A 25,084-nucleotide genomic window follows, 5' to 3' on the forward strand; every position below is an offset into this window, starting at 1 on the left:
GCGCGCGCGCGCGCGCGGCGATCGCAGCCAGGCGCTCGGACGCCTCCGCGACGCTCATTGGTGCTTGTTCGGGGCGTGACATTAGAAAAGGGCTCCCTGATCAATAGCGGGCTCGACGGTGGACGTCGCTGCGGGTACGTCGGGACGAGATTCGCGCGCCGTGCTCACGGGCTCGCGCCCTTGCTCAAGCCGAGCGAAGCGGGCCCGGATCGCGTCGTACGCGCTTGCGTATGCCGTCGGCTGCCCGGGCACGAACCATCCGCTGTTGTGCGGGATCATTTCGTTGAATACGCATCCCACCTCGCGTGCGAGTTCGCCGAGTGCGGCTTCAGTCGATTCGAGAAGCCGCGCGCTCGGTGCGGCAGTCAGGATCGGGCGAGATGGGGGCGCCGGCGCCTTCTGTGGCACGATGACGGGCACGGGAGCCGAAACGCCTAGCTCGTCAGCCGTCCAACCCGGCGGCGGCGTGCCGGGCCCCTCCGTGATCTTCCGGCCGAGCATCATCTGTGAGAACTCGTCGAAGTTCGGATACCAGCGCACGGACCCCATGTCGACGACGGCCTTCTTCGCGAGCGCGTGGTGCGTCATCACGTATCCGGTGACGACGTAGAAATTGCGCTCCTCAATGCGCGCGGCGCGCTCGCGCGTCACGCCCAGGATGCAATTCAGGTTTGGACTGCCGCTCGCGCAGTCCACGAGCACGGGCCGATCGCTTTCGGCCTGAATCGCCGCGTCGACCGTCATGCGAAGCGCTCCGCGTCGAACGGCCGCACCTTCACACGCTCGTCGGTGTCCTTGATGTTCGTTGCGACCGCCTCTCCGACAAACCAGCCGACGAGCATCCGGTATGCGAGGTAGGGGCGCGAAAACATCGTGTGTTCGGGCGGCGGCGGTGCGATAGGCTTCTCGCCGAGTACATACAGGGGGGTGCCTTCTTCGTCCCGCGTCAGCTGCACGATCACAAGCTTCGCGCGCAGCTCAGCGAGCTTGTCCGTGTAAATGACGACGGCGCCTACAGGAAGGCGATGCAGCTCGCCAGGGTTCTCGCTGCGCATCCTCAGGCCCCCTTCACGCAAAGGACCTGCTTCAGCTCATGAACGACTTCGACGAGGTCGGTTTGATTCGCCATGACCTCGTCGATGGGCTTGTACGCGCCCGGAATCTCATCGAGAACGCTGTCGTCCTTCCGGCATTCAACGCCCTCGGTCTGAGACACGAGGTCCGCGACCTGGAACCGGCGGCGCGCTTCCGTGCGACTCATGCGGCGCCCAGCGCCGTGCGAGCACGAGCAGTACGACTCGGCGTTGCCTTTGCCGCGCACGATGTAGCTACGCTGGCCCATGGATCCGGGGATGATGCCGAGGTCGCCGGCGCGCGCGCGGATCGCGCCCTTGCGCGTGACCCACAAGTTCTTTCCGAAGTGATTCTCGCGCATCACATAATTGTGATGGCAGTTGATCGCCTCCTGCGTCACGGTGAACTCGATAGGAATGTGCCGGCGCACCGCGGCGATGACGGCCTGCATCATCACCCGGCGGTTCTCGAGCGCATACTCCTGAGCCCACTGGACGGCTTCGACGTAGTCGTTGAACTCGTCCGTCTCCTCCGGGAAGTAGGCAAGATCGCCATCGGGAAGACTGATGAAATACTGCTCCATGCGCCGCTTCGCCTTCTCGATGAAGTAGCGCCCGATCAAGTTGCCGATGCCGCGCGAGCCAGAGTGCAGCATGATCCACACGTCCTGGCTCTCATCGATGCAGAGTTCGATGAAGTGGTTTCCGCTGCCGAGCGTGCCAAGTTGCGACGCCGCCTTAGTGAACGCCTTGGGCATGCTTCCACCGAAAATGCGGTCGGCGAGAATGTCCTGCATGCGATCTGACGGCATTGTCGGCAGGCGATTCAGGTTTGCATTGATCTCCTGATCGCGCTTGTGCGCGCCGCCAGCGCCGAGCGGAACGTCGCGCTCGATTTGATGGCGAATGTCCGTCAGGCTTTCCGGCAGGTCCGCAGCCTTCAGCGAGAGGCGCACGGCGTTCATACCGCAACCGATATCGACGCCGACGGCGGCAGGAATGATCGCCTTGTCGGTCGCAATGACGGTGCCGACAGTCGAGCCAATTCCAGCATGGACATCGGGCATGCACGCGACGCCGTTGCCAGCGATGAAGGGAAGGCGCGCAAGGTTCTTGAGTTGCGTGAGGGCCGCGTCCTGGATGTCGTCGGTCCAGATCTTGATCGGACGCGCGCCGTCCTCGCGAATGACTTGCTTCATAGCTGTTCCGTGTTGGATAGGTTTTTCATCGCGTGCCGCACGTGATCCAGGTGGAACACGATCCCGCGGCAGTACTTCTCGCCGTCCTCGAGCACTTCGAACGTCGCATGCGGGATGTCCGTCCGATAGACCCACGAATATTCGCCCTCAGACCACACAGCCTCGACCACCGCGGCAGCGTCTTTTAGCTTCGCGAAGTGAGGACAATCGTCGTCCTCGCACTCGTTCGTGAGCAACCCGAGCGCGGTGAAATAGGCTTCTCCGCCGTCGTAGCAAGACACCTCATCGTGGATAGCGCCGCGCAGTTCCATGAGATCGTCGCTTGCACCGAAAACCACGACCAGGCCGTGCGCTTTCGCTTCCGCCTCTTTTTCGCGACTGATCTCGTCCCCCATCTGGGCCCCGCTAAGAGCGGCCGCGAGTGTGGATGCGTCCATGTTGATTGGCTCCTTTCAATGCGTGGTGGGGGATGCGGCTGCGGCGACGGCGACCGTAAGCGGTTCGCAAAGCTCGTTGAGCGTTGCCTTTCCGTCGACGATCGGGTTGCGGCCGTGCCAGGTGCCGTTGTGATGCGTGATCACCTGAACGGACACGAACTCGATAGCGGGGATCTCGTCGCCCGCCCGCGGGCCGCCGGGCGCGACCATGACGACGGCGTCTGGCGGGACCGCGAACGACGCACGCAGTGCACTCGCCGTGTCGAAGATGCCTGCCAGAAAGCGCTGCAGAATGTTGTGCTGCTGCTCGACCGCATTCTCCGGCGCGACCTCGTACAGTCCGAGCAGCATTTGCATCGGTATCTCGACCATGAGAATTTCGGTCGGCTCGAACGTCGCAAGCATGAGGGCGGGAGGGATCTCGCCCTTCTCGTTGAACTTGGCGACGGCGATGCCCGCGACGTTCGAGTACAGAATCGAAATCTGTTCGCGCGTGAGGCGGCGGGGGTCCTGAGTGCTCATAGATAGTTCTCCATTCATTCATTTGCGATGCGCTTCAACTCGCGCGCGATCGGATCCGATATTTGGTGGACCAAGGTTCGAAACGGAATCCTGGCCAGCGTCAAGGGACTGATCGCATAGCCGACGCGCTGCTCGCAGTAAGTCACGCGCACATGGCGCGCTCCACGCATGTCATCGAACGCGTGCGCAAGGATGACCGGCAATGTCAGCGTTCTGAACGCATGACTCGGATCGACGCGCATGGCGCGCCCCGGCAAATACACCGCGTCCATCACGGACGCATAATCCACGTTGTTCAGCGCGCCGAATCGTCCGAACAGCTCCACGAACTGAGTCGCCGGACCATTTAATTCCAACGTCTGCGGATCGAATGCCGCGCTGTACTCGCCCGCGATTCGCTTCGCTCGCGCGATCTCTTCGCGTAGGACACGAAGCTCGCTCGTTTTGTCGCCGATCGCGCGTCGGGAGATAGCGTCCTGATGCTCAAGTTCTAAAATCCGCTCGCGCGCGCGGCGCCGCTGATTGCGGCCAAATCGCTTGCTCATGAACGACTACAGTTCGCCGATGCGATGAAGGTGGTTGAAAATCGCCGAGTGCCCGCGCTTTACCTGACGCGGTGTGAGGCTCTTTGCCGCCGGGCGCTTCGCGCGCCGCGCATCGCACGAATTGCAGATCGGCTTCTTCGAAATCTGATCCACGGCCTTGTGCGCCACGTCTTTGTGGCGCGAGCACGTGAAGCAGAAGAACTCTGCTCGAGCATCGGCCTTAGTCATGTTCCGCGGCGCATGCGCGCTCCATTCCAATGCACTCGGTACACAGATCGCGGCCCGGCTCCTTCTCGAAGAAGCCGCACTCGGCGCACTTCGACTCGTCGTCCGGGGTTCCGCTGTCGATCGGCTCGAACGCGGGGCGCGCATGCTTTTCTCGGGATCGCTTGCTCATGGTGGATTCGTGCTGAGAGCCGCGCGCGGGCGATGCGCGCGGCGTGACGCGATTACTGCGGGGCGCCGACGGCGCGCGGGACTTTCTTCGGGGCGGCTGCGGTTGCGACGGGCGCAAGGCTCGGGGCCGCGATCGTCTTCGGCGGCCGACCGCGTCGCTTGGGCTGAGCCACGGGCGCATCCGTTGCCTTGACAGCAGGTGGCACGGCCGGCTTCTTGATGGCGCGCTTCGCTTTGGGCGCGGGCGCCGGCTTCGACTGCGCGTCGGCCTGGGGCGCTGCAGCAGCGATGCGCGCCGCAGCAGCGATCGCTTCGTCGATCGGCGGCGAGAGAAGGATAAGCGGGCCGCGCTCCGTAATCTGCGTGCGGATTTCACGCCCGTTGAGCTTCACGCGACGCTTTGCGAGTTCGCGATCGATCCCGAGTCTGAGGTTCGCCATCTGAGTTTGCTCGTGCGAATGCAACTCGTTGATGGCGTCGCCGAAAGACTTCGCCTGGTTCGTCAGAAAGTTTTTGACGTACTGGATCGCGGTCAGGTAGCCGGCGGTGTGCGCGGTGTGTGCGTCGCGGATTGCGATCTCCTCGACCGCCGGAGCGACGGCCTGAGCGATCGATTTCTTTGCCTTCGTGGCGGCCTGCTTGATGGCTGCTTTCGACACTTGAACTCCTATTTGGATTGGGTCACTCGGTGCGCGCGAACTGATCGCAGACGCCGTTCGCCACGATCGTGAATCCACCGATTCGGCATTTCGACACTCGGCTCTGAGTGCCGCTCTCAAACCCCGATTTCTGGCATGAAAAGCAGCACGCTTGCGACCGATAGCCCTGGATCTTCCTGGCGTTCGTCAACTCGCCGAATCGTGTGGATTGCTCGATGCTCTGCAACGTGGTTTCCATGCTGCGCCTCGCCAATTCTGCGTACAAAGCAGATTATTGACGCAATGCGTAACCCCGGCAACAAATATTTCTTCGATTTAGGAAGAATTCGGGGCGCGGATAGGGCCGGAGTCGTGACTACAAACTCATCGTTAAAACCATGGGGGTGTTATGTCCGATTCAGCCGCGTCCGCAGCCTTTGACGGGGCCGCGCCCGAAGACGAGCGCTCCGAAGCGCTTGGCGCGCTGCAGCGCGAATACATGCCGACGCAGTCGGATTTGCTGCCTCCGGAGCACGTTCGTCAGATTCTTCAATTTGCCGAGTACAGTTTCGACGAGCCGTTCGCCAAGGCCATCGCGGACAACGGCGCGCCGTTCCCGAGCGAGGCCGCGCGCAAGAAGTTGCGCGGCATGCAGTCCGTGCAGCTCGACGGGTTCACGATCAATATCCAGGGCGATTTCTGGGAGCGGCCGACCGCGCTGTCGTATGACTCGTTGCGGCTCATGGTCGCCAAGACACCGATCCTGAACGCTGTCGCGATGACGCGCGTTCGGCAAGTTCAGCGCTTCTGCCGCGTCGCCGAGAAGGGCGTCGACGCCCCCGGATTCGATATCCGGCACGTTGACCGCAAACACCAGCTCACGAAGGCCGAGCAGGAGTCGATCGGGCTCTTGAATCGCTTCATGGTCAATTGCGGGTGGGAATTCAACCCGCGCCTTCGGAAATCGCTGCGCCGCGACTCGCTCTCGCAGTTCATGGCGAAATCGGTGCGCGACTCGCTCGTGCTCGACTCGGCGCCGATCGAGACGGAATGGAAGCGCAACAAGAAGCTGGGCATCGACGGGTTTTACCCGGTCGACGGCGCGACGATCCGCCTCTGCACCGAGGACGGCTTTCACGGGAATGAGGCCATCTGCGCGATTCAGCTCGTGGAAGGACGCATCACGGCGGCCTATACCCACGACGATCTGATCTACGAGCCGCGCAACCCGCGCACGGAGGTCAACGCGGTGGGCTATGGCATCTCCGAGACCGAGCTGCTCGTGCGCGTCGTGTCGGGCTACTTGAACGCTATGACGTACAACATCAAGGGCTTCGACTCGAACCAGATCCCCAAGGGCGTCCTGAACCTCGTTGGCGATTACAGCGAAGCAGACTTGAAGGCCTTCCGTCGCTACTGGAACTCGCTTGTCAAAGGCGTGAGCAACGCCTGGACGCTCCCCGTGCTCGCGGCCAAAAACAGCGAAGCGAAGGCCACGTTCGAGAAATTCGGCGTCGAATTCAACGAAATGTATTTCGCGAAGTGGATGACGTTCCTGACGTCGATCATTTGCGCGCTGTGGGGCATGTCGCCGGCGGAGATCAATTTCGACAGTTTCTCGGGCGGCAATACGTCGCCTCTTTCGGGTTCGGACACGGCAGAGCGCTTGGCCGCCTCCAAAGATTCGGGGCTGCGGCCTCTGCTCGCGCACTACGAAAACCTGTTCAGCGATTTCCTCATCGCCGAGTACTCGGACAACCTCGTGTTCCGGTGGACGGGGCTCGACCCCGAGGACAAGGAAGCGAAACAGGAAATGCGCAAGCTCGTTCTGACGGTCAACGAGATCCGCGCGGAGGAAGGGCACGAGGCGATGGAAGGTCCGCTCGGCGATGCCCCGGTGAATCCCGCGTTGATTCAGCCGTGGATGGCCTTCAACGGCCCGCAGCCGGCCGAAGGTGCCGACGGCGGCGCCCCGGGTGCTCCTACCGGCGCAGGCGGCGCGCGGGCCGCAGATCCGGACGCCGAGCCCAACGAAAACGACACCCCCGAAGAAGACGCAGCGCCCGGATCGGAATCTAGCTTCGGCGAGCAGCCGGGCGAGGACTTCGGAAAGGCATTCAATCTGCCGCCCATTTATTCGACTGAGGACATGCTCGCATGAGTACGGCCGTATTTTTCAAGGCGATCAAGCCGGCGAAGTCTCCCAAGGCAGGGAAGGCCTCGAAGATCAACAAGCAGGGGGACGGCAACCCTCTGGCCGGTCTCCTGTCGATCCTCACCGAGCACAAGGTGGGGCAGAAATTCGGGCCCGACGTGGTGAAGGACGACCACGAAGTCACGTTCAAGGCCGGCACTTTCGTCGGCTCGGGTAAGGTCCGCGCAACCGGAAAGCATGGCTGCAAGGTCGAGGACGAAGAGGGCCGCGCGCACGACGTGCGCTGGCACGAAGTCACCGGGCACAAGGACGGCGGATCGGGCAAGCAGAAGGGCAATGCTGAAAAATAACGTGTTCCTCGATATCGGCCCGCTTTCGTGTGCGTGCTCGGACCACGTGCTCGGCACGATCGCGAAGGCGCTGTCAGGCTCGGACGGCCTGTCGCACGACATCTGGGCGCTCCACGAGAGCCCGTTCGTGCGCTCGCTCGTCGAACTGTTCTCGTCGCGCGGCCTGCTGCAGCTCGACAAGGTGCAGACCGAGCTCAAAGCATGGGTCGCGGGCAAGCGCTTCATTCCGAACGGGCTCGGTGTCGACGGACGGCCCGTGCTTTCGGTCGGCCGGCTGGATGCGAACGAACTCGCGCTCGTGCGCATCTATCTCGAGAACCTGCCGCCCGAGAAATTCACGGCGGCCGACTGGAGCCTGTTGGTCGACTATCTCGTGAGCCGTTACATGCCACCCAAGGTCGCATATAGCGAGGCGGAGTGGCTGACGGTACGCTCCACTTTCATGGGAAAGGTGCAGGCGAACATCGCAAATCTGAACGCCGCGCAGGCGGAGGGACTCGTTGCCGCTCTGCCGAGCACAGTCGCCGAGGCGAAACGCGAGTTCAGCCCTTCGCCTTCGCTTCAGGCGATTATCGACTTCGGGCTCGAGCGCTGCGCCGACAACATCACCGCGATCAACGACGCGACGCGGCACCGAATCAAGCGCGTGATCATGAATCACGAAGAGCAGCGCTTGCTCGGCGATCGACCGCCGGAATCGGCGTTGCAAACGCAGCTCGTCGACGAGTTCGCTGCGCTCAATCGTGACTGGCGTCGCATCGCTCTCACCGAGGTCGCCGAGAACGCCGGCAACGGCATGATTGCCTCGGTCGCGCCGGGCGGCCGCGTGCGGCGCGTCGAGCAGTACGTGGGTTCGTGCGACTTCTGCCGGAAAATCCACGGCCGCATCTTCACCGTCGTGTCGCCCGATAAGAAGGACAAGAACTGGGACACGGAGGTCTGGGTCGGCAAATCGAACATCGGCCGATCTGGCGCGAAGATGAAGCGCACCGATGATGGCCTGGTGCCGCGCGCCGAGTCCGAACTGTGGACGGTGCCAGCCGGCCCCGTTCATCCCCACTGCCGCGGTATCTGGGTTCCCGTCGAGGACGCGAAGCCGACCGACGATCCGTCGTTCGCAAAGTGGCTGGACGCGCATTTCGCTAAGCACCGCCGGTCCGCCGAGCAGCTCGCAGAATCCTTTCGCTAGTCGTGACGCCGTAATGGCGTCATGCACAAGTTCACCGTCTACGAGCTACACCTCGCGGCCTATATCAAATCGAACGGCGCCACGTTCGATGGCCTCGATGGTCGCGGCTTCAAATTCACCTCAGATATCTCGGTCGACGCGTGGAAGGTCAAGCACTCCAACTCGTGCTGCCGTCGCGTTGATATCGAGCTAATCGGGCTGCGCAACTTCTTGCGCGACAAGTTCCCCGCAGAAAAGTCGTGACGCGAGCATTGCCTTCATGACTCCGCACACGAACAACGAAGCATTGCTGAGCACGCTGCCCGATTTTCTCAGCGTGTCGCAAATGCTCAAGGCGACACCCGCGACAGAGGGTGACGCTCGCTTCGTGTATCTCGAAGCGTCGAATCAGACGCGTGACCTGCAGGGAGAAGTACTGCTCGCGAAGGCCCTCGAGGAGTCGGCCTCGTATTACCTCAAGTTCGGAAATCTGGATCTCGAACACTTCACGCAAATCGGCGCGAAGCAGGGCATCCCGATGTACGAGTCGTACGAAATCGGCAAGCCCGTCGATGTGCGTGTCGATGGCACGCGCACTTTCGTCAAGGGCCAGATCTACACCGGCACCGGACCGGCTGCCGAGAAAGCAAATCTGTTCTGGTCGTCTCTCACGCAGATCGATCCGCCGAAGGACTGGTACCCGTCCGTCGGCGGTGGCGTTCTCGGCAAGAGCATCGCAATCGACCCGGAAACACAGCAGCCGTACCCCGTGATCACGAAAGTTCGGTGGTCGAACGTCGGGTTCTCGCGCACGCCCGTGAACCCTGACCTAGAAACAGTCTCAACGATGCCGATCGGCGTCCTCACCAAGTGCTGGGGAGCCGCGGGCATCGATCTACGCAAGTCCTTGACCGCTGGCTATTCGACCGACTCCGCGTCGATGACCGGCGGCGAAGCGCTGCGCATCCAGTCGCTTCAGGGCGGCAAGAGCAAGTCATACCGCGACTTCCGCGACGAGCTTGCAGGCGCCTTCATGAAGGGCGAAATCGCCGCTTGCGACAAAACCTCTTTGGTACGGGAGGCCGGCGCGCGTTTCGGTCTTTCTGACGCCGACGCCGCGCTGTACGTGGGGCGGTTTCTTGATGACCTCAAACGCGAGAACTAGGAGCACTGATGAAGTTTGACGAACTGCAGAACCTGATCAAGGGTGCCGACGACCTCGCGAAGTCGCTGTCGGCCGCACCCACGGAGCCGATCAATAACGCAGCGGTCGCGGCTGCCGCGAAGGATGGCGCCGCCGCCGGTGGCGATGGAAACACGACCGCTCAGGATCCCAACGCATCCGCTGGCGATACGCCGGCTGAAGGCGACGAGGAAGACGAGGACAACCCCCTCGCGAAGTCGTTCTCGCTGACGCTCGAAGACGGCACGACGCTCGAAGGTTTCGACGGCACCGAACTCATCAAGTCGTTGCGCGCCGAGCTCGCTGCCGAAAGCGGCGCCCGCGTTGCCGACGGCGAGCAGTTCCTGAAGGCATTCGGCTCGGTGATCAGCATCGTCAACACGCTGACCGCCGAAGTGGACTCGACCAAGAAGGCCAACGCCGCGCTCGGGAAGCAACTCGACGCTGCGGCAGCTGAGATCGCAACCCTGAAGGCCGCAGGCGAAGAACTGACGAAATCGCTCGCGACGTTCGGTAACGAAGGCCGCGGGCGTCGTGCGGCCACCCTCGTCGTGCACAAGCCGCCCGTCGGCGCCGACGCGGGCACCGACCCCGTCCAGCCGTCGAAGGCCGAGATCCTCGCGAAGGCATTGAGCGCCATGCAGTCCGGCGCGATTTCCGGCTCCGAGGCCTCGCGCATCGAAGCAACTCTCAACGCCGGGCAGCAAGTGTCGAAAGCGCTGCTCGACCGCATTTTCAAGTAATTCCCGCCAACAGGGACTTTTCGGAGGTCTTAGAGAACCATGGATTTTCAACCCGGCAATACTTCCGGCATTTCCACCGCTGGCGCGATGGGCACGGACGAACTGGCTGAACTGCAGAAGTCGCTCGAGGCAGGCTACGAGACCGACGTCGACGGCATGACCGGTGGCTCGGCGCTGCGTATTCAGTCGCTCGACTTGAATCTGCAAGCGACCGTGCAGCAGAACCACCACTTCGTGCTGTTCAACATGCTGCCGAAGCCCCGCGCGACGGCCGTGCTGGACGAATGGACCGAACAGCATGACATCGGCGGCTTCCTGGGCTCGACGTTCAATACCCAGGACGGCGCTGCGCAGCAAACGAACGGCAACTACGAACGCATGGTCGGCCAGGTCAAGTACATGACCACCTATCGTTCGATCCCGATCGTGCTGCAACGCCAGAACAACATCGTCGACGCTACCGCGATCGAAACGACCAACGGCACGAAGCAGCTGCTCACGGATATCGAATTCACGATGTTCGAAGGCGATTCGTCGGTGGTGCCGCTCTCGTTCGACGGTATCTACGCGCAGATCAATTCGCTGGACTCGGACGACCATATCATCGATTTGGCGGGCGCACCGCTGAACTCGATCGATGCGATCGCGACGGCCGCCGAGGTGATCTACGGCTACGGCAACTTCGGCCGCGCGACGGACATCTTCATTCCGCCGAGCGTGCAGACGGACCTGAACCAAGACCTGGACCCGGCATTCCGCGTGCTGCTGAACCAGGGCGCGCAGAACACGGTTCGCGGTACGTCGGTGTCGGGCATCCAGACGACCTACGGCGAGATCAAGACGCGCAACGACGTTTTCATCCGTGACGACAAGCTGAAGAAGCCGTTCGAGACCGTCTCGCCGGCGCTCCAAGCAATCGCCGCCGCGAACGCGTTCAAGCCCGCTACGGTCACGCCGACGGCTGTCGCGACCGAGGTCGGATCGGCATGGCAAGCCTCGCAAGCGGGCAACTACTACTACGCCGTGGCTGGTATCAACCAGAACGGCCAGTCGCAGGCGCTCGTATCGGCACAGGTTGCGGTCGTCTCGGGCGGCGCTGTCTCGCTCGCGATCGCCGCGTCGGCAGGCGGAACCGAAACGGGCTACGTGATCTATCGCGGCCGCCTGAACGGCACGAACGCGCTGACCGATATGCGCGAGATGATCCGCATTCCGAAGGCCACGGGTGGCACGACGACGTACGTCGACACGAACTCGGAAATCCCCGGTTCGACGCGGGCATACATCCTGAACTTGGCAGCGGAAGACCACGCTATCGCCTGGCGCCAGTATCTGCCGATGATGAAGATCCCGATGGCCGCGGTGAACAGCCCGATCATCCCGTGGCTGCAAATGATCTGCGGATATCTGCGGATCACGAAGCGCAACCAGCACGTCGTCGTGAAGAACATCGTTCCGACGCGCGCTGCCTGGAAGCCGTTCGGCTAAGGTGCGCAGCCCCCTAGCCGGGGCATTCACTGAGGTTTTGACGAACACGAGAGCCCCCTAGCGGGCTCTCCTTCTGAGAGGGTTTGAGAATGAAGATTCTTTGCACGCTGCCGAACGCGTCGACGCTGATCAATGGTGTGAGCTTCGTCACGCACAAGCTCGGCGTGGTGTCCGAGGAAATCGAGGACGACGTCGCAGCTGAATTCCTGAAGATCAAGGGCTATCTCCCGTTCGCGCCGAAGAAGGCCGCGCCCGCACCTGCTGCGACGGGTGCCGCGACCGATACGTCGAGCACGAGCACCGCTGACGCCGCTGCCACGCCTAGCGCTGCGACGGCGGCCGCAGCGGAAACAGCCGCCCCGGCTGCCGCTACGACCGCGGCTACGGCTACGGCGACGACTGCGGCCGCGACGGCCGCTGCCGCCCCCGCTGCCGCGTCGAGCGACGTTGCCACGAAGTAATCAAGCAGCTCTGCCGTAAGAAGTGCGTCGCGAGGTTCGCCTCCCGACGCATTTTTTTCGTGATCGCATCCTGCTTGAATTGAAGCCGATTCCTTCGCTATGGCCATGACCGATTCGACCGATCCCACCTCCGGCACGACCATGGTGTCGGCGCTGTTTCCCGATGCCGCATGCGCGATCGCCGATCTGCGCGCAATGCTCTCGATGAGCGCCGGCGGCCTCATCAACCTGTCCAAAGTCAGCGACACGACTCTCTGGAACAAGCTGATGGCTGCCGAGGCCGAGGCCGAGCGCATCCTGAAGACGTTCTTCGGCGCAGTGGAAGTTCTCCCGGATAACTGCGACCCGAGCGAAATCGCGGCGTTCGAGGCCGCGGGCACGCGCTATACGCTGGTGTCCGCCTTCGACTACGACCCCGACCTGTTCCGCAACGACGCCTGGGGCTATATGCGGCTGCCGTTCGCCCCGATTCAGCAGCTGCATTCGGTCAAGATCGTTTTCCCGGCTCCGTTCCTGCAGGACTACACGGTGCCCGAGGACTGGATCCGGCTCGACAGCAAGTACGGCGATTTGCAGCTCGTTCCGACGACGACGGCCCCCGTCACGCCGGTCGGCGCGTACGCGGTCGCGATGTGGGGCGGAACGGTCTACCCGCAAGCCGTCCAGATGCGCTATCGCTGCGGCCTCACAAATGCGAGCGGAACGGTCGTAACGTCGTTCGCGCAACACTGGAACGACCTGGTCGACGTCGTGCAGCGCATGGCGATTATGAAGCTGCTGCGCATGGCGTTCCTGCCCACCTCGGCGTCGATCTCGGCCGACGGTCTGTCGCAGTCCAAGAGCTTCGATTACAAGGTGTGGCAAGACGGCATCGATGAAGTGCTGAAGGGCGGAAAGGGCGCGAACGGCGGCCTGTTCGTGCAAATTCACGGTGCAATGGGATTGGTGGGCTGACATGCAGCTGAATCCCGACGACTTCAACAATTTCCTCGGCGGCAACGGCGTCATCGGGCAAGACTACGCGTGGTACAGCTCGAACGCGTGCCCGTGCGTCGATCCGAACTCCGGGCAGCCGGATCCTGCGTGCCCCGTGTGCGACGGGCAAGGGCGCATCTACGCCGCTCCGGTGCCGGGCGTCGCCGCGCTCTCTGGCGCTAAGACGCAGCGCGATTGGGCACAGTTCGGGCTGTATGAGAAGGGCGACGTCGTCGTGACGGTGGCCGAGGACTCGCCGATGTACGTTATCGGCCAGTATGACCGCGTGACCGCGCTCAACGAGACCAACCGCTTTTCGGTGCCGCTGCGGCGCGGCGCCACGATCGAACGTTTGCTCGGGTCGATTGTGTCGCTCTCGCGTGTGTTCTGGCTCGCGGGGACGCCCGCGACGATCGTCGACGGCGATCTCCCGACGGTGAATGCGGACGGCACGCTTACGTGGGCCGCGGGCGCAAACGCGCCGCCCGAGGGAGTGCAGTATTCAGTCACGGGCCTTCGCCACATCGACTATTTCTGCTTCGGGAACTACCCGCAGAACCGCCGCATGAACCAGGGATCCCGTCTGCCCATCAAGGTCGTACTGCGGGACTGGGACCTGTTCAATCGCTAGTCGTTGCCCAACTCGCGACGCATGGCCTCGTTCAAGGCCTCTTGCGCGATCGGCTGAATGTGCTCGGCGACGCCGCGCGCGATGTAAAGGCCTTGCTTCGCGGGGATAACCCATCCGCTGGATCCTTCCACCATCGTCCTGAACGTCAGATATGACGTGCCGCCGGTCGATTCCTTCATCCGCACCATTCCCGCGAACCTGCGCTGGTCAGCCTGCGACACGCCGGCTGCCGTCAGGTCCGCGCGCTTCAATCGTCCACCCCATTGATAGCTGTGATTCGGGACGAGGTAGGTCTTCTTCGTCGCGATGTTGGATGCGAACGGGGTCTGCAACGGAGACGGTGCCATCCCGCTGCCTGGTGTCATGACCGTCGTCTGGCCGGACGGCCGCGTCCCGGTCCCGGTGACTTCGGACGCTCGCATCTGGCTCGCAAGCTCATAGACGCTTGTCGGCATCGCGGGCGCGTGCGCGGTATTGCCTGGCGTGTTGTGCCGGATGGGGATCACGAGGAATCGCCGACCATCATGCGTGCGGCGCACCTTCATGCTCGTGTCGAGCATCGTCTTCAGGTCGCGCGGCGGCATACCTGATTCGATCTGTTCGGCGAGCTTGTAGTCGCTGACGATTTCGGCGCGCATTCCGGATCCCCAATAGTCGACTTTGATGCTGTCGATATAGGGCTGCTTGTATCCCTGCCAAATCGGCGCGGCCGCGATCGCGTCTATCCAGTTCGACTGAATCTCTTGCGCGATGGCGCGCACCGCCTGTTCCACCAGCGGAAATACCTGCTTGTTGAAAATTCGATCGACGTCCGAAATTGTCGGAAGGTCGAGCTTGATCGAGTAATCGGGCATTTGTAAATCTCCTGCGCTCAGTGTTCCGTCACGAGGTCGTGACGCGAGTCTGTGTGCATGACGATTTCCATGCTCGACCCCCTCCCGATCGGGAACGCAATCAAGATCGTTTTCGATCCCGCGGACGGCAACGTAGCGCGCCGCGTGCTGCGCACGACGGACACCTCGTTTTCCGGACCCAACGACGCCCATTCGGTCGTCGTCTATCAGGGTGACGGCGTGTACGCGGTCGACGCGCATCGCCTGAAAAACGGAACCACCTACACGTACGGCGACTTCATCTTCGACGGTACCGAATGGGTCTTGTCGTCCGTCGTCCAAGGCACCCCCGAGATTGCGTACGAGGACCGCAGCACAGACGTGCTGACGGTCTTGCGCGAGCGCCTGACGGTCGGTCTTGAGAACGAGGTCGCTCGCAAGACCCTACGCCCCAAAGAGGGCGTCATCGAGGTCAAAACGGCCCCCCCTGCGTTCGAAGAGACGCCATGGCCTCTCGTGACCGTGCACGTCCTCAACGACGGCAGCGCGGAGCGCGGTGTCGGCGAGTTCCTCGACACCGACGTGCAAGACCTCATCACCAACGAATGGCTCGAGACGCAGGGCTGGATCGCTCGCGTGCAGATCTCGGTCGTTGGCTGGTCGAAAAACGCCGACGAGCGCATCGCCATGCGCCAAGCATTGCGCCGCCTCGTGATCGGGAATCTCCCTGTTTTCCAGGGCTACGGCATGACGCGCATCGACTTCTCGCAAACCGACGCGGACGAGATGGCTGCGTATCCGGTGCCCGTCTATCAGACCGTCGGCACGTTCTCGTGCTTCGCGCCCGCCGAAGTCGTCACCTCGAGCTCGAACGTCGTCACCGACATCGACTCGTCCGCTTTCACCCCCGATTTCCCCGATCGGTCCGCTCGGGCCGCCTTTTAACGCTCCATTGAGGACTCATCGAAATGGCAAACGAAACGACAGCGGGTACGGCTGCGGGCTCGACGGATACGTCCACCGCAACGGCTGCCGCTGCATCCACCGCGGCGGCTGCCGCGACGACCCCGGCGGCGAGCACGGAAGCATCGACGGCTTCGGCCGCCGCGGCGACGACGACCGCTACCCAGGCTGCGGCAGCGCCGGCAACGACCGCGACGACCACCGCCGCGACCACGAGCACGGCCGCCGCGGCGACGGCTCCGCAAATCACGCTCAAGCAGTTCGCGATGGAGACGTCGGCCATCGACAAACGCGTCGCGCTGCTGCACGGCTTCGTCTTCGAGGAAACGGCCGCGGGTCACTTCAAGGACACGGAGGCGAATTTCAAAACTCGCTACGCCGCGTTCGCAACCAAGAAGCTCTAAGGACTAGCGATGTCGTACTACTTCAACGGTACTGAGTACATCACGCCGACCACCGTGTCGGCGATCAACGACGACGCGATGACGCCGGCCGGTGCCTCGACGTCGAACCTTCCTTGCATTCTGGGCGAATCGGAAGGGGGACAGCCCAACGTCGCTCTGGTCTTCAGTGACCCCTCCGTCGCGCAAGCCACATTGCGCGGCGGCGAGCTGCAGCAGGCGGTGCTGCGCACGTTCGCGTGCTCGGACGACACGGGCGGCCCGTCGCAGGTGGTCGTGTTCCGCGTCAATCCGGCCGTGCAATCGACGCTGTCGCTGCTCGACGCGTCGGGCAACGATGTCATCGATCTCACGTCGCAAGACTGGGGCGCGTGGACGTCAACGATCAAGACGTCGATCGGCGCCGGCTCGACGCAAGGCCTCAAGGTCAGCATCGGTGTGGGCTCGACGATCACGACGGCCGACAACATCTATGGCGAGCCGCTCACGGTCCAGTACACCGGGGAGGAGGAAACCGCCTCGATGTCGATCACCGGAACGTCGCTGACTCTCTCGGCGCCGACCGGGACCGTCGTCGCGACGGTCGACCTGACCACGTTCTCGACGATCGAGGAGCTTGTCGACCACATCAACACGCTCAACGATTTCGTGGCCGTCATCGCGAGCGGCTACGAGAACGACCCGTCGCTCAACGGGCTCGACTTCGTCACCGACGTACCGATTCTTCAGGCCTATACGGTCGAAGCAACGCTGCAGGCGCTGGTCGACTGGTTCAACGGCTCCGCGCAGACGTACGTGACTGCCGCGCGCGGCACGAACGCGGGCACGCTCCCGACGCCCATCGGCTACACGTACCTTACCGGCGGTTCGGACGGCGAGACAACGACCTCGTCGTGGAACGACACGCTCACGGCGATGCAGGCGGCCGATGTGCAGTGGATCACGCCAGTCTCGCCGACGCCGACGATCTGGGCGATGGTCGACGCGCACGTGCAGTACATGAGCACGACCGGTCGCATGGAGCGTCGTGCGATCTGCGGAACCGACTTGTCGACGTCCGACGACGCCGCGATCGCGTACGCCAAGCAGATCAATTCGAACCGTACGTCTCTCGTCAACTTGGGTCATTACAACTATGACCTGACCGGCGCGACGGACGCTCTCGTTCTGTGGGCGCCGTACATCAGCGCGTGCGCGCTCACGGGTGCATTTGCGGCGTCCGCGCCCGGCACCGCGCTGACGAACAAGGCCATGAAGTTCGCGGGCCTCGAGCGCGATCTGCTCAACCCGACCGACACGGATGCGCTGATCCAGGGTGGTGTGATCCCGCTCGAAAACACGGCGTCCGGCTACAAGGTGACGCAGTCGATCTCGACCTGGTTGACCGACCAGAAGTACGACAAGGTCGAACAGTCGGTGGGCTTCGCGTGCGACTACATCGCGCGCACGGTGCGCACGAATCTCGACGTGCTGCGCGGCCAGAAAAACGGCCCGCTGCTCATGGGCCGCGCGATCAGCATCACCGATTCGACGCTGCGCGCGCTCGCGGTGCCGGCACCGAACGGCCCCGAAGTCATCGTCGGCGACGCGGACAACCCGGCCTATCAGAACATCACCGCGTCCGTCTCGGGCACGGTGCTGGCCGTGTCGTTCCAGTGCGCTCCTGTCCTGCCGGCGAACTACATCGGCATCACGATCTACGCGGTGCCGTATAGCGGCTCGGCGTCGGCCTAAAAGGGGTAAAAAAGAATGGCAACGACGGCAACGACCTCGACCAACGTCCAGACCCAATCCGGTAACCGGATAAAGGTGTATCTGGGCGGGATCCTCGTCGGCTTGATTCAAAACATCGACGCCGAGGACGACTACGCGCCGGATCCCGCTTCGGGCGTCGGCGATATCCACGCGATCGAGTACGTCCCGACGATGGCGCGGCACACGCTGAATGTGTCGGTCATGGTCCTCAAGACGGGCTCCCTTATCGCGGCGGGCGTCGCGATGGAGAACGGCGACGCGGTACTTCAGGGCAACGTGTTCGATATCGAAGTCTATGACAACGATACCGGCAGCTTGCTCCGCAAGTACATCAGCTGCTCGTACGCGTCGGGCGGCGTGCAGATCTCGAAGCACGCGATCGTTGTCCAAAACGCGCGCTTCATGGCGTTGGACGTGAGCGGAACGGGCTTCTAAGCGTTCACAGCCGGCCGCCTGCGTGGGGCCGGCTTTTCCAATGGTGCAGGTATCAGGGGTAGAGGAAAGTGCGCAGTCAAAAGGACGAGACCCAATTTCACATCGACGTCAAAGGCGTTGGGCGGTATCTGTTCCGCCGGCGTCAGATGGCCGATCAATTCAAGATTCGCGGCATCTACGCGCAGCTCACCGGCGGCAATTACGACGAGCAGGGACGCATGACCGACGTGTCGGCGCTCGCGTTCGCGTGCATCAAGGTGCTCGCTGTCGAGCAGCCCGCGGATTTCCACATCGAGCGCATGGACCCGATCGTCGACGAGAAGCTCGACGATCGCCTGGTCGAAGTCTATATCGCGCTGACCGAAAAGGAGCGCTCCTTTCGACCTGGTTCGGCGGCGGCGGTCGAGGGAGCGGGGGCGGGAGCTGGCGAAGACGTACGAGCTGTGGTTCCGCCGAACGTATCGGCTGGCGCCGACTGATCCTCGTTTTCTTTGCGCGACGCCTGAGCAGATCGAGGCCGAATATTGGGCGTACTACTTCGACGCGAAAAAGAACGGCAGCGACTTCGAAGACGACAATTTCAACCTGGACGACACGATCGCGCAGATCGAGGCCGAGGCGGAATCGGGCGAAGTGGCGATCGAGTATCAGGTCGGTGCGGAGCCGCGGCGCGCACCCGAAGCCGCGGCGCCGGATCACCGTCCAACCCCTGAAGAAATCCGCGCGATCGACGATTGGGAGGAGGTAACCGACCTCTCGAATCTCGGCCCCGGGTCGTGACATCACCCTGTAGAAATCGAAGAATCAGGGGGTTCGCGTGACGGACGTACGGATTGGGGTAGCCGGAGACGTTGGGGCCGCGAAAGCGGCCATCAACGTCATGGCCGACGCGATGAACAAGCTCGCGAAGTCGGTCGCCGACGCGAACAAGGTCGAATACAAGGCCCCGGGCCTCGAGGCCGTCTCCAAGGATCTTGCGAAGATCCAGAAGCAGTTTCAAGACGCCATTCGGCAATCCACGGGTCTGCGTAACGCGCTGAAGAACAGCGGGCAAAACGCAGACGCCGGGATTCTCAATATCGACTGGAACAGGCTCAACATCGATCCGAAGATCGCGGCGTCGCTCAAGGCGCGCACGATCGCCTTCGCGACGCAGGGCACATCGCTCGACACGAAAAACACGTTCGGCCAGGCGACCCCCAACCCGGCACCTGCCCCCCGCGATCGTCAGTCGCAATCCTCGACGCGCGGCCCCGGTGTCGGCACGCAGGCGGCTCAATCGTTCGCGAGCGGCGTGGGCGGCGCGGCCGGCCAGATCGGCAACAGTGCAATCAAGGGCGCCGCTTCCGGCGCGAAGGCCGGCGTCGATCCGGATGAGGGCGGCATCAACATCCTGGGCGGCGTTGGCGGCCTCCTGAAGGGGGCAGGTATCGGCGCGGTCATCGCGGGCGGCCTGGCGGCCGGGAAAGCCGTTTCCAACGGCATCGATATGGCGAAGGATCGGGCCATGACGCTCGACACCCTAAAACGCCAGATGGGTGACCTGGGATTCAGCTTCGACGAGCTCAAGGAATCGGCTAAAGGTGTCAGCGTAAGTCTCGGCGTCAATTCGGCTGAGTTCGCGCGTCTGGAGCAGCAAAATCTGCAGGCCTCGCACGGAATCGTCGGCAACGAGTTGCACGACTCGACCGAGTTCGGCGTCGGCGCCGCGCGCGCGTATGGCATGGACCCGTCGGCCTATCTGGCTTTCCAAGGCCAGATGCGCGCTATCGACCCTGCGACGGACCATCGCCAGCTCGCGACGTACATCGCCGAGGCCATCAACGGCGCGGGCAGTAAGGCGCTCCCGCAGGAGGTCATCCAGGCGATCCAGTCGCTTTCCTCCTCGACGTCGCGCCTGGCGCTATACGCGCCGAATGTAGGCGCTGAAGGCTCTGCCTTCACGTCCATGCTGCGTGACAACAAGGTCGGCATGACGCCCGATGTCGCGCAGGCGATTCTCGGGCAGGCCAATTCGTCGATGATGAACATGGGTTCCGCCGGCGAGGCTGGGAAGAACTTCATCATGCAGGCGCTCAACGACCAGGGCGGCACGACGATGAACCCGCTCGAGGCGCGCGAGCTTGCTTCGGGCGGCCTATTTGCGACGCCACGCACGCGATTTGCACCGAACAGCACCTACGCCAAGTTCGTGAATGACGACGCTCGCATGTCCGCGCTCGCGAATGGTCCCAACGCCGACCGCACGAACATGGAGGCAATCCGTGCCTATGCCGACAAGGTGTCGGGCGGCAACAAGGAACTTGAGCTCGACTTGGCACAGAACCTGTACGGGCTTTCGACACAGGATCAGGCAGCGGCGCTGCTCGGTGCCAATCCGACTAGTTACGGAAAGCTCGGCAAGCTTCTTGAAAAATCCGGCGTCTCGCTGAACGACGTGAATGGGTCCGGGCTGGCCACGCTTGGCCGGCTCTCCGGCGCCAGCGACATGTGGGATTTGAACGGGATCTACCAGGATCTCCAGCAGCGCACCGGCAACTCTGCGCTCTCCGACAGCGCCAAGAGCGATCTCGAGAAGGCGCACGCCACGGGCGATTTCGATACGTTCCAGCAGGCGATCGCGAAGGCGGTCGCGAGTATGGGCCAGACCGAAACGACCGCTACGCAAATGCGCAAGCTCGGCACCGGCGTCGATGACCTCGAAATCGGCGTGGGCGATAAAGCCCTGACCGTTCTCACAACGATCGAGGGGGGTATCGACAAGCTCGTGAATTACTTCACGAGCGGCGCGGGCGGCCTCGCCGACCAAGTATCGAACTCGCTCGACATCGGCGTTCATCCATCGGGACCGGGCGGCACCACTCCGGCTCAATGGAACAACTACGGGTCCTACACGCTCGCACAGAAGCAGCGGGTCATCTCCAGCATGGAGGAGCAGTACAACTTGCCTGCGGGTTTGCTGAAGGGCGTATGGGGCACGGAATCGTCGTACGGTCGCGACGCGACGAAGGCATCGTCTGCCGGCGCGCTCGGGAATTTTCAGGAGATGCCAGGAACGATCAAGCGCTACGGCGTCAAGATCGGCGACTTCGCGTCTGAGGCCGACGGGTCTGCTCGCCAACTGAGCGACCTCATCGCTTTGCACAACGGAGACGTGAAAGAGGCGCTGCTCGACTACGGTGGATTCAACCCCAAGGATCCGAATCGGGCCGTGCGCGGCGCGGGCTACATCGCGAAGGTCGAGGAGGCGGGCGGCGTAAATGAGCTTGGCCCGCAGATCATTCCCGAGGCGGACAACAAGCTCCCGACGAGCGATCCCTCGTCTTCGTCCAAGGCGGCGAAAGCGGCGCCGTCGTCGGGCTCAACCGACACCGTTGTCGTCGACATGAACTTCAACGTTCTGGACGCGTCGACAGGCCAAAAGAAGACGCTCAACACGTCGGTGAACGTGCCGCGCGGCTCGGGCACGCAGTACGTATCGGTCACCGGGCAATAGCGCAATGCTAAACATCACCTCGCATACGCCTGGTATTCAGGTCTTGCTCAGAAAAAACGTGGGGCGAAGCACCGTCGACGGCACGACGCCTGTGTCATCGGTCTGGGCCGGACAATCGCCTGTGGTCGATCTCACGCCGTACCTGTCGGATTCGCTGCCGGTGCGTGTGCGCAAGTCGGTGCACGAGGACGCCGGCGCATTCTCGTTCCAGATCGCGGACCAGATCGACAAGGACGTTCTCGATACGCTGTATTCGGTGATCGAACCGATGGACGTCATCGAGATCCGCATGGCGCACGACGCGTACGTCTACGCCGGCCTCGATTTGCCGATCATGATGCGCGGCTTTGTGAGCAGCGTGCGTCGCACGCAAGCAATGGGGCACGAGGGAAAGCCTAAGCGCATCGTCTCCGTCAGTGGCCACGACTACGGCAAGATTTTGCAGCGGTACCAGGTCTTCTATCTGCCCAGCGTGCCGGGCGATGCTATGGCGATGATTACCTCGTTCCCGTTCTTCACGAAATTTGGGGACTTCGCCAACGTCAAAGAGGCGGGTGCCTTCGTGCAGGCCGTTGTCGATCAGGTTATCAACCCGTACTTGTCGGCCATGATCTCGACGTCGCCAAACGTGGCCGCGGTCAAGACCTTGTCGACAGATATCCAGGTGAGCGGCGGGGTGGTGTCACCGTACGGATTCGGCACGTTCACGCAAGGCACGCTGCTGCAACTATTTCGACAGAATTGCGACGTCGGCTCGTGGAATGAGCTGTTTATCGAGGACCGAGCCGACGGCCCATACCTCGTCTATCGGCCGAACCCCGCACTCGATATCGTCTCTGGCGTTTGGCTGATGCAAGGCGCCGCGGTGTCGGGCGCCTCGGCGCCGAGCGTGATTGAAATCGACGACACCGATGTCCTGTTCTACGACGTCGGCCGTAGCGACGCGAACGTCGCGAACGTGTTCTGGGTTGATTCCCATCGATACGCGCTGAACTACGACTTCACCACGAAGGCGCTCGCCTCCGTTGCGCCCTCAGTGTCGGCCACCGCTCCCGTGGCCGAGACGTCGTACGGCAACGTCAACCCCGCGCTGTACGGATGGTCGAAACTCGAGGAGATCACGAACCAGGGTCACCTCGACGAGACGGATAACGGTAACGGCACGGCGGCCGGCGCTTCTCGCAACTCGAACAACGGCTACGGGATCGACTGGCTCAATACGCGCCGCGCGCAGCTCTATGCCCAGAACAAAGACAACGTGATCTTCGAGTCCGGCTCGATGCGCGTCAAAGGAAACGAGCAAATCCGCGCTGGCCTCTATGTCGCGTACACGCACGGGAACCTGCGATCGCTCCACTATGCCGAGGCCGTCGATCACGAATTCATCCCGTTCGGAAACTACTTCACTTCGATCTCCTTCGCGCGCGGCACCGGGTTTTCAGACCGGATCAAGCAGAACGATCAGATGCAGTCCCCGTATTACGCTGAAAACGTCGTGGTCAACCCATAATGAGTCTCGAGCTTGGTGCAGTGGTGGCGGTCTATCCGCAGGGCACATCGGTCGATATCGTGCTGCGCAATGGCGCGCGCTTGGCGAATGTGCAAGTCATGCGAGGCGAAGCGAGCGACGCGAGCGGCCGGCAGGATCTCATCGACGTCGGGGGGCCCTCGGGCGAGCAGCGGTGGGTCCTGACCTCCGCGTTCGAGCGCTACGTGCGTGCGGTCATTTCCTACATCGGTCAGGTTCCCATCTGCCTGGGATTCGTGTTCCCGCAGGTCTCGCAGATGACCTTCGATCGTAAGAATTTTCGCGTCGATCGGCATGGCTCCGACGTCTATTCCACGATCAACGACTCGGGCGATATCGAGCAATACCACCCGAGCGGCACGTTCCTTCGCATCGCATCGTCCCCGACGCATGAGGACCTGACCGGGCAAGACTTCGACCAGCAGTGGGCCATCGAGCGCAACACAAGCGCGGCCGTCTATGTGAACCTGACGGTGGCAAACGCGGGATCGGTTGTGGCCACGTTCGAAATTGACCCGGCCGGCAATGTGTCGCTGGTGAACGCGGGCAATCTCACGGCGAAGGTGGGCGGAGATATCGACATCTCTGCAGGCGGGGATCTCGATGCCGAAATCACCGGCACAACAACGATTACCTCGGGGGGCGCCGCGACGCTCAAAGCGCCGTCTGTGACGATCGACTCGCCCACCACCACGTGCACGGGGACGCTGACGGTTCAGGGCGCGCTGACGTTCCAGGCTGGCGCAACCGGCTCGGCAGGATCCGGCGGAGGGGCGGCAATCAGTCTGACAGGGGACGTCTCGGTGACAGGCGGCATCACGTCCACGGGCGACCAGGTGGCGGGGAACATCTCGCAAATCAACCACGAGCACACGTCCGAAAACCCGGGTTCGCCGACGAGCCCGCCGATTGCGTGATAGGACGGCCGGACTATCCCGGCCGTCCCTTACTGCGCTTTCGAGGTCAACGGATAGCCGTTGGCCAATGCCGTATCAGATATTCCGGTGGCGCGATATTTCTTGACGGCTGATTCGGCTTCGGACCGCGCGTCGAACGGTCCCATTCGCAGCAAATAGACGCCGTCACGCTCCAACACGAACGTCGAGAGGCCCTGTGATCCGTTCAAATACGCGGCCCAAGCGCTCGCCTGCGCGAGGTTCTTGTATTTCGCCAGTTGCACGTAAATGTGCTTGCCGTCCAGAGCTTGCGGAGGCGTCGTCTGGATACTCGCTTCGCTCGGCGCCGACTTCTGAGGCTCCTCTGCTGGCTCCCCATCGCCGAGCTTCATATCGGTCGAGGTGAATTCCGTTTGCTCGCCCTCGTGCGCCCAGGTCACGGAAAACGTGTTGACGTGTTCCCCTTTGGTAACCACAGCACACCCTATGTTGACCGTTCCGTCTTTCTGGTTTTTCGCGAAGACGAGCGATCCCTTCGGATCACGGGGGACGTTTGCATAGCCATCCTCCGGCATATTCGAGCAGGGGGCGTAGCTAAATTGAATCGTGTTTCCAGTCAGCTTCGACACCTGGTGGGCGATCACAATGCTGTCCGCGATGCTTGGCATGCTGACGGCGCTGAGTATCAATCCGGCGAGCAGCAATCTGGTCGATTTATTCGTCATTTTTGCTTGTGTGTTGGTCTGACAAATGGACTCCGGGACGAGTCTATCACCTAGCGCGCGCATGCCTCCCGCGGCCCCCGCGCGTCGT

General features: G+C 62.6%; 29 protein-coding genes. 18 read left to right on the forward strand and 11 right to left on the reverse strand.

Going from position 1 to position 25,084, the window contains the following annotated elements; all coding sequences use genetic code 11:
- Positions 1-81 precede the first annotated feature (81 nt).
- Genes D7S86_RS26865 through D7S86_RS26895 form a run of 9 tightly spaced genes read right to left on the reverse strand, consistent with a single transcriptional unit; the run spans position 82 to position 4,951 of the window.
- Complete coding sequence (locus D7S86_RS26865; RefSeq protein WP_121091203.1) at positions 82-744, reverse strand: hypothetical protein; 663 nt, start codon at positions 742-744, stop codon at positions 82-84.
- Positions 741-1,055 carry a hypothetical protein gene (locus D7S86_RS26870; protein ID WP_121091205.1) on the reverse strand — a complete coding sequence of 105 codons (315 nt, stop codon included), beginning with the start codon at positions 1,053-1,055 and terminating at the stop codon, positions 741-743. The genes D7S86_RS26865 and D7S86_RS26870 overlap by 4 nt, the downstream gene beginning before the upstream one ends.
- 2 nt (positions 1,056-1,057) lie before the next feature.
- Positions 1,058-2,272 carry an RtcB family protein gene (locus D7S86_RS26875; RefSeq protein ID WP_121091206.1) on the reverse strand — a complete coding sequence of 405 codons (1,215 nt, stop codon included), beginning with the start codon at positions 2,270-2,272 and terminating at the stop codon, positions 1,058-1,060.
- Positions 2,269-2,709, reverse strand: coding sequence for a hypothetical protein (locus tag D7S86_RS26880; protein ID WP_121091207.1), 441 nt, complete (start codon positions 2,707-2,709; stop codon positions 2,269-2,271). Before D7S86_RS26880 ends, D7S86_RS26875 begins: the two co-directional genes overlap by 4 nt.
- Positions 2,710-2,724: 15 nt before the next feature.
- A complete protein-coding gene (locus D7S86_RS26885; protein WP_121091208.1) occupies positions 2,725-3,231 on the reverse strand; it encodes a hypothetical protein in 507 nt (168 codons plus the stop codon).
- Between the two features lie 14 nt (positions 3,232-3,245).
- Positions 3,246-3,776, reverse strand: coding sequence for a hypothetical protein (locus tag D7S86_RS26890; RefSeq protein WP_121091209.1), 531 nt, complete (start codon positions 3,774-3,776; stop codon positions 3,246-3,248).
- Between the two features lie 6 nt (positions 3,777-3,782).
- Positions 3,783-4,004, reverse strand: a complete 222-nt coding sequence (locus tag D7S86_RS29325) for a hypothetical protein (protein WP_147432491.1) — start codon at positions 4,002-4,004, stop codon at positions 3,783-3,785.
- Entirely contained in the window at positions 3,997-4,173 is a 177-nt protein-coding gene (locus tag D7S86_RS29675; RefSeq protein ID WP_158602100.1) for a hypothetical protein, read from the reverse strand. The genes D7S86_RS29325 and D7S86_RS29675 overlap by 8 nt, the downstream gene beginning before the upstream one ends.
- A gap of 52 nt (positions 4,174-4,225) precedes the next feature.
- On the reverse strand, positions 4,226-4,951 hold the full coding sequence (locus D7S86_RS26895) for a hypothetical protein (RefSeq protein ID WP_147432492.1): 726 nt from the start codon (positions 4,949-4,951) through the stop codon (positions 4,226-4,228).
- 268 nt (positions 4,952-5,219) lie between these two features.
- Between D7S86_RS26895 and D7S86_RS26905 the strand changes: the two genes are divergently transcribed.
- The 10 genes from D7S86_RS26905 to D7S86_RS26950 all read left to right on the forward strand — a co-directional run bounded on the left by D7S86_RS26905 (position 5,220) and on the right by D7S86_RS26950 (position 13,964).
- Entirely contained in the window at positions 5,220-6,971 is a 1,752-nt protein-coding gene (locus tag D7S86_RS26905; RefSeq protein WP_121091212.1) for a phage portal protein, read from the forward strand.
- Complete coding sequence (locus D7S86_RS26910) at positions 6,968-7,315, forward strand: hypothetical protein (RefSeq protein WP_121091213.1); 348 nt, start codon at positions 6,968-6,970, stop codon at positions 7,313-7,315. Before D7S86_RS26905 ends, D7S86_RS26910 begins: the two co-directional genes overlap by 4 nt.
- A 46-nt stretch (positions 7,316-7,361) precedes the next feature.
- On the forward strand, positions 7,362-8,504 hold the full coding sequence (locus D7S86_RS26915) for a hypothetical protein (protein WP_147432493.1): 1,143 nt from the start codon (positions 7,362-7,364) through the stop codon (positions 8,502-8,504).
- Positions 8,505-8,525: 21 nt separating this feature from the next.
- Positions 8,526-8,747 carry a hypothetical protein gene (locus D7S86_RS26920; protein ID WP_121091215.1) on the forward strand — a complete coding sequence of 74 codons (222 nt, stop codon included), beginning with the start codon at positions 8,526-8,528 and terminating at the stop codon, positions 8,745-8,747.
- A gap of 43 nt (positions 8,748-8,790) precedes the next feature.
- Entirely contained in the window at positions 8,791-9,648 is an 858-nt protein-coding gene (locus tag D7S86_RS26925; protein WP_147432494.1) for a hypothetical protein, read from the forward strand.
- Positions 9,649-9,656: 8 nt separating this feature from the next.
- On the forward strand, positions 9,657-10,409 hold the full coding sequence (locus D7S86_RS26930) for a hypothetical protein (RefSeq protein WP_121091217.1): 753 nt from the start codon (positions 9,657-9,659) through the stop codon (positions 10,407-10,409).
- Between the two features lie 39 nt (positions 10,410-10,448).
- Positions 10,449-11,897 (forward strand): hypothetical protein, encoded by a 1,449-nt coding sequence (locus D7S86_RS26935; protein WP_121091218.1) that lies wholly within the window; start codon positions 10,449-10,451, stop codon positions 11,895-11,897.
- A gap of 89 nt (positions 11,898-11,986) precedes the next feature.
- Positions 11,987-12,358, forward strand: a complete 372-nt coding sequence (locus tag D7S86_RS29680; RefSeq protein WP_158602101.1) for a hypothetical protein — start codon at positions 11,987-11,989, stop codon at positions 12,356-12,358.
- A gap of 105 nt (positions 12,359-12,463) precedes the next feature.
- Positions 12,464-13,312, forward strand: a complete 849-nt coding sequence (locus D7S86_RS26945) for a hypothetical protein (RefSeq protein ID WP_147432495.1) — start codon at positions 12,464-12,466, stop codon at positions 13,310-13,312.
- 1 nt (position 13,313) lies between these two features.
- On the forward strand, positions 13,314-13,964 hold the full coding sequence (locus tag D7S86_RS26950) for a hypothetical protein (protein WP_121091220.1): 651 nt from the start codon (positions 13,314-13,316) through the stop codon (positions 13,962-13,964).
- Here the strand turns inward: D7S86_RS26950 and D7S86_RS26955 are convergent.
- Entirely contained in the window at positions 13,961-15,139 is a 1,179-nt protein-coding gene (locus D7S86_RS26955) for a hypothetical protein (protein ID WP_147432496.1), read from the reverse strand. The genes D7S86_RS26950 and D7S86_RS26955 overlap by 4 nt on opposite strands.
- A gap of 51 nt (positions 15,140-15,190) precedes the next feature.
- Here D7S86_RS26955 and D7S86_RS29330 point away from each other — a divergent pair, with 51 nt between their 5' ends.
- The 8 genes from D7S86_RS29330 (at position 15,191) to D7S86_RS26995 (ending at position 24,292) form a co-directional block, all read left to right on the forward strand.
- On the forward strand, positions 15,191-15,742 hold the full coding sequence (locus tag D7S86_RS29330; RefSeq protein WP_147432497.1) for a hypothetical protein: 552 nt from the start codon (positions 15,191-15,193) through the stop codon (positions 15,740-15,742).
- Positions 15,743-15,765: 23 nt separating this feature from the next.
- Positions 15,766-16,164, forward strand: coding sequence for a hypothetical protein (locus D7S86_RS26965; RefSeq protein ID WP_121091223.1), 399 nt, complete (start codon positions 15,766-15,768; stop codon positions 16,162-16,164).
- A gap of 9 nt (positions 16,165-16,173) precedes the next feature.
- Positions 16,174-17,895 carry a phage tail sheath subtilisin-like domain-containing protein gene (locus D7S86_RS26970; protein ID WP_121091224.1) on the forward strand — a complete coding sequence of 574 codons (1,722 nt, stop codon included), beginning with the start codon at positions 16,174-16,176 and terminating at the stop codon, positions 17,893-17,895.
- A gap of 15 nt (positions 17,896-17,910) precedes the next feature.
- Positions 17,911-18,351 (forward strand): hypothetical protein, encoded by a 441-nt coding sequence (locus D7S86_RS26975; RefSeq protein ID WP_147432498.1) that lies wholly within the window; start codon positions 17,911-17,913, stop codon positions 18,349-18,351.
- A 68-nt stretch (positions 18,352-18,419) separates the two neighbouring features.
- Entirely contained in the window at positions 18,420-18,830 is a 411-nt protein-coding gene (locus D7S86_RS26980) for a hypothetical protein (protein ID WP_147432499.1), read from the forward strand.
- A gap of 413 nt (positions 18,831-19,243) precedes the next feature.
- Complete coding sequence (locus D7S86_RS26985) at positions 19,244-21,847, forward strand: lysozyme family protein (RefSeq protein WP_147432500.1); 2,604 nt, start codon at positions 19,244-19,246, stop codon at positions 21,845-21,847.
- 268 nt (positions 21,848-22,115) lie between these two features.
- Entirely contained in the window at positions 22,116-23,357 is a 1,242-nt protein-coding gene (locus tag D7S86_RS26990; RefSeq protein ID WP_147432501.1) for a hypothetical protein, read from the forward strand.
- On the forward strand, positions 23,357-24,292 hold the full coding sequence (locus tag D7S86_RS26995; RefSeq protein WP_147432502.1) for a hypothetical protein: 936 nt from the start codon (positions 23,357-23,359) through the stop codon (positions 24,290-24,292). The genes D7S86_RS26990 and D7S86_RS26995 overlap by 1 nt, the downstream gene beginning before the upstream one ends.
- A 29-nt stretch (positions 24,293-24,321) precedes the next feature.
- On the opposite strand, the gene D7S86_RS27000 is transcribed toward D7S86_RS26995, so the two are convergent.
- Positions 24,322-24,996: an SPOR domain-containing protein gene (locus D7S86_RS27000; protein WP_158602102.1), complete on the reverse strand. Its 675-nt coding sequence runs from the start codon at positions 24,994-24,996 to the stop codon at positions 24,322-24,324.
- Positions 24,997-25,084 lie beyond the last annotated feature (88 nt).

The sequence above is a fragment of the Pararobbsia silviterrae genome (assembly GCF_003628125.1).
Taxonomy (GTDB): domain Bacteria; phylum Pseudomonadota; class Gammaproteobacteria; order Burkholderiales; family Burkholderiaceae; genus Pararobbsia; species Pararobbsia silviterrae.